This window comes from uncultured Metabacillus sp. (assembly GCF_947503125.1).
GTDB lineage: Bacteria > Bacillota > Bacilli > Bacillales > Bacillaceae > Metabacillus.
This window is the reverse complement of sequence record NZ_CANNCR010000117.1, coordinates 1-4,311: the sequence shown is the minus strand read 5'-3', so window position 1 is coordinate 4,311 and position 4,311 is coordinate 1. Positions and strand designations below refer to the sequence as shown.

The following is a 4,311-nucleotide window of genomic DNA, read 5'->3' as shown; positions in this document are numbered from 1 at the left end:
AATTTGAATTAAATGATGAGCTGCAAGCCTATGTATTTTTCGCTGCAACTTTCTGCACTTTTCGCTTGCAAAAAACATTAAGCGTTGATGTATTGTATCAGTTGGTTGAAAAAGGTGAGATTAAAGGGAATGGTAAACGCCATTTAACCCTTGAAGAACAAGAAATGAGGGAAATGGTAAATACCCTGAATAAAAAAGATATGAGTAAGGCTTTAGAAAAGTTTAATATAGTAAGTAAATTCTTAATTACAAGAGAATACCCAAAAGATGTTCCAGAAAGAACACTCCGAAGGTGGAGAAAGAAGTATGAGAATGGAGAAATGCTTTATAACTCAGGTTTTCTAGGATTAGTTCCCCAAACAAAAAAATGTGGAAACCGTTTGCCAAAAATAACGAATGAACAAAGGGGATTAATGGAAGAGATCATTAGTGAGCACTATGAAAATAGCATTAAAAAGAATATGTTAAATGTTCATAGGATTTACAAGAATAAATCTAATGAAAAACACATCAAACCGGTCTCATACAAGACATTCAGAAAATACATAAGAATGAGGCCGATTTATAACTTGATTCTTGCCAGAGAAGGAAAACGGGCAGCTTATGCATATGAGGAATTTTATTGGAACCTGGATTGTAAAAGAACACCTCGGCACGGAAAAAGACCTTTTGAAATTGTGCATATAGATCATACTGAATTGGATATTGAGTTAATATGCTCTGAAACAGGAAAAGAATTAGGAAGGCCCTGGGTGACTTTTGCAGTAGATGCTTTCTCTAGAAGAATCCTTGCGTTTTATCTAACTTTTGATAAACCAAGCTATAAATCAAATATGATGGTATTGAGGGAACTGGTAAGGAGATTCAAACGGATGCCATACACAATTGTAGTTGATAAAGGTTCCGATTTTCAAAGTATTTATTTTGATACGTTACTTGCAATAAATAAGGTAATTAAAAAAGTAAGACCGAAGGCAGATCCGAAGTTTGGCTCGCCTATCGCAAGATTATTTGGAACAATTAATACCACATTTATATACAATCTTCTCGGAAATACTCAAGCTACCAAAAAAAATGTGAGATTGGTTACGTCCCAGGTAAACCCAAAAAAGAATGCTGTGTGGACATTGGAGTTACTTTACGAAGCTATGAAAGAATTTGTATATGAAATCTACGATAAAACTCATCATACAACCTTGAACAATTCTCCAAAGGAGGTATTTAATCAGGGATTAAAAATGAGTGGGATCAGAAAGCAAACTTTTATTACTGATTTTGAGTTGTTTAAAATGTTAACCCTTCCATCGACAAGAAAAGGAACAGCAAAGATTCAACCAGTAGGGTTTGTGCATATTAATACCTTTCGTTATTGGAATGACATCTTAAGAAACCCAAAGTTCGCTGGGAAGAGTGTGATGGTGCGATACGATCCTTTTGATATCAGTGTTGCTTATGCTTATTTGAACAATCAATGGGTTAAATTGGATTCGGATTATAAAGAAATATTTAGAGGGATATCCGAAAAAGAAAGGAAGATGTTATCTACAGAATTAAAGAGAAGGAATACGTTGAATGGAATTTACAAAGACAGTAATCTTGAGGATATAGCTGAGTTTATGCAATCAAAAGAAGGTAGAGAGCTTACTGAGAAACAAAGGAAAAGAGATCGAGCAAATAAAGCTGTACTCAGAGCTATTGATGGTAACGAAGAAATTGCTGTGGGGTATTCTAATAGTATTAAAATGGAAGCTCCTAAAGAGATTTCGCAAACAGCAAGTAAAAAAGACGATTTCAATAAAGATACTTTAAAAGAACTTAAGAATTTAGAAGGTTTTGGGAGGTTTAACTATGGAGGATAGGTTGTTTCCGGAAGAACTTTTAAAAGGTACAGTTGAAGAAAAATGGGAGTTTTTCCAGGCCTATCCGTTAGATCACCCTTTATTTAATACTGCTTTCAATAATATAATGACTCAAATTGAGGTTTCACGAGGAAATGATTCGGTTATACTGGTCTATGGCCCGACAAGGGTCGGCAAAAGCTTTTTAGCAGAAAAGCTTTTTCAAGCAATAGAGAATAAATACAAAAAGGAAAAGGAACAAAATAAAGGTGTAATCCCAGTGGTAGAAGTAGAAGCGGCATCACCAGAAAAAGGTCAATTTGATTGGCAGGCGTTTTATATCTCAGCATTAGAGAAACTTGAAGATGTATTGATAGATCATAAAGCTGTTCCAGAACTACCAAAGGGGGGCTATAAGAAAGCAAGAGAATACAGGAAAACTGCGGTTTTAAATTTGGCTTTAATAAATGCATTAAAAAGTAGACAAACAAAGGTACTGATCATCGACGAAGCACACCATATGGCAAAACGATTAAGAGGAGATACCCTTAAAGATCAGATGGATGTAATAAAAACTCTTGCAAATAAAACAAAGATACCAATCGTAATGCTCGGCACCTATGATTTACAGCTCTTCAAGGACCAAAGCGGACAACTAGCTTCTAGGGGTATGCACAATCATCTTACCCGGTACAATTACGAAATAGAAGTGGAGAGAATGAATTTTATACGTTGTTTGTATAGTTTTCAGCAATTACTCCCTCTGAAAGAAGAACCTTCACTTGTAGAGCATTACAAATATTTTTATTCTAGAACTTTAGGTTGCATTGGACAACTCAAGTTATTATTTTCTCGGACATTAAGAGGAAAGCTTATGGAAAACCCACACCTAGAGACATTAGAGGTTCGTGATTTTGAAAAATATGCCTTGACACTTGATCAATGTGAAAAAGTCTTGGAAGAAATTGTGCAAGGAGAAAAACTCGAGGCCGTTAAAATGTCGGAGCATTCCCTCTTTAGGAAACTTGGAATGTTAGAAGATGAAAATGAAGAACAAAAGGAAGATAATGAAGAACAAAAGGAAGATAATGAAGAACAAAAGGAAGATAATGAAGCGACAAAGAGCAAGGATGGGGATTATAAAAACATAGAAAAAACCGTAGAAGAAGGCCGAGATAACAAAAGTGGTAAAGAGAATTCAACCGGAAAGCCTTTTAGAAGAAATCCAAAGAGAGATAGTGTTGAGACACCAGTCGGATTCGATGGTTTAAAAAGAGCGATAGACTAAAAGATGGGGTGATTAAAATTCAGCATTTAATAATCAGCAAAAATAATAGAGAAAATTCTTCTTCAACAAGATCTAGGCTCTTTAACATAGAGCCTATTGGTATTGGTACCTCCTCCGTCGAATCTTTGAGAAGCTATATTGGGAGATTAGCTATAGGACATACGGTTCGAGTTGGAGATTTACTGAAGTATGAAATCGTAGAAAAGCTAGGCATAACCGAATACGAGTTTTACTCAAACAGAAGCCAAATTAATAAGTTTGGGCCATTCACCGAAAATCTTGTTTCTGTGCTAGAGGAACTTACTAAAAGAACAGATTTGGGATATTTGACGTTGAGAAAATGGAAAAATGCATTTCCAAATCGCAATGGTATTTTCCATCAACATCTAAAATGGTGTACAAAATGCTTAATGGAACTTAGGGATAACAACCAAGATATCTATGAGCCGCTAATTTGGACAATATATTGTATAAATATGTGCCCTAAACATAAAATTGAGCTTTCCTCGGTATGTCCCCATTGTTGTAAGTCTCCTAAATCGTTCTCACCCAGATATAGACCTGGATATTGTCCCCATTGTGAAAAGTGGTTAGGAGAAGAAATCCCTTTTAAAGAGATTGTCGGAATTGAATTAGAAAGACAATTAATGCTTTCAAACGCGGTTGGAGAATTATTAAGTCATAATAATGTTCAAAGTAAAACGATTGAAAAAGAGGACATTACTGTATCCATAATTAGGATAATGGAAAAAGCCACTAAAGGGAATAATAAAGAGTTTGCAGAATTAATTAATAAGTCGAGGGACTTGATATGGTTATGGAAGAATGGTAAAAGATATCCGGAATTCGAATCACTAATAGATATTTGTGAAGCAACAAATATTAAAGTAGTTGATTTTTTATTAAATCGAATAGAATACTCTTCTGTTGAAAATAAAAAAATACCTCATAAAAAGATTCTTAGGAAAAAGTCGGCTGTTGAAAGGGACTATGTTCAAATAGAAAAACAATTGGAGTGTTCATTTTTAAATGAATATCCACCACCCTCACTAGCAGAGCTAAAAAAAAGATTGAATTATAATAAAATTAGGGAGAAATTTCCGTTACTTAGTGGTATGTCAACACTAAACTAGACACTTTTTTTAAGGTGAATATTTTTATATTCAATGGGACTTAGATAGTCAA

General features: G+C 34.5%; 3 protein-coding genes. All 3 read left to right on the top strand.

The features are described from left to right. Positions 1 to 1,859 (top strand): transposase family protein (locus Q1B07_RS26125; protein ID WP_299095586.1); only part of this gene is annotated, 1,859 nt, incomplete at its 5' end. Continuing rightward, a complete protein-coding gene (locus tag Q1B07_RS26120; RefSeq protein WP_299095587.1) occupies positions 1,849 to 3,126 on the top strand; it encodes a TniB family NTP-binding protein in 1,278 nt (425 codons plus the stop codon). The genes Q1B07_RS26125 and Q1B07_RS26120, both read left to right, overlap by 11 nt. An 8-nt stretch (positions 3,127 to 3,134) precedes the next feature. Continuing rightward, complete coding sequence (locus Q1B07_RS26115; protein WP_299095589.1) at positions 3,135 to 4,259, top strand: TniQ family protein; 1,125 nt, start codon at positions 3,135 to 3,137, stop codon at positions 4,257 to 4,259. Positions 4,260 to 4,311 lie beyond the last annotated feature (52 nt).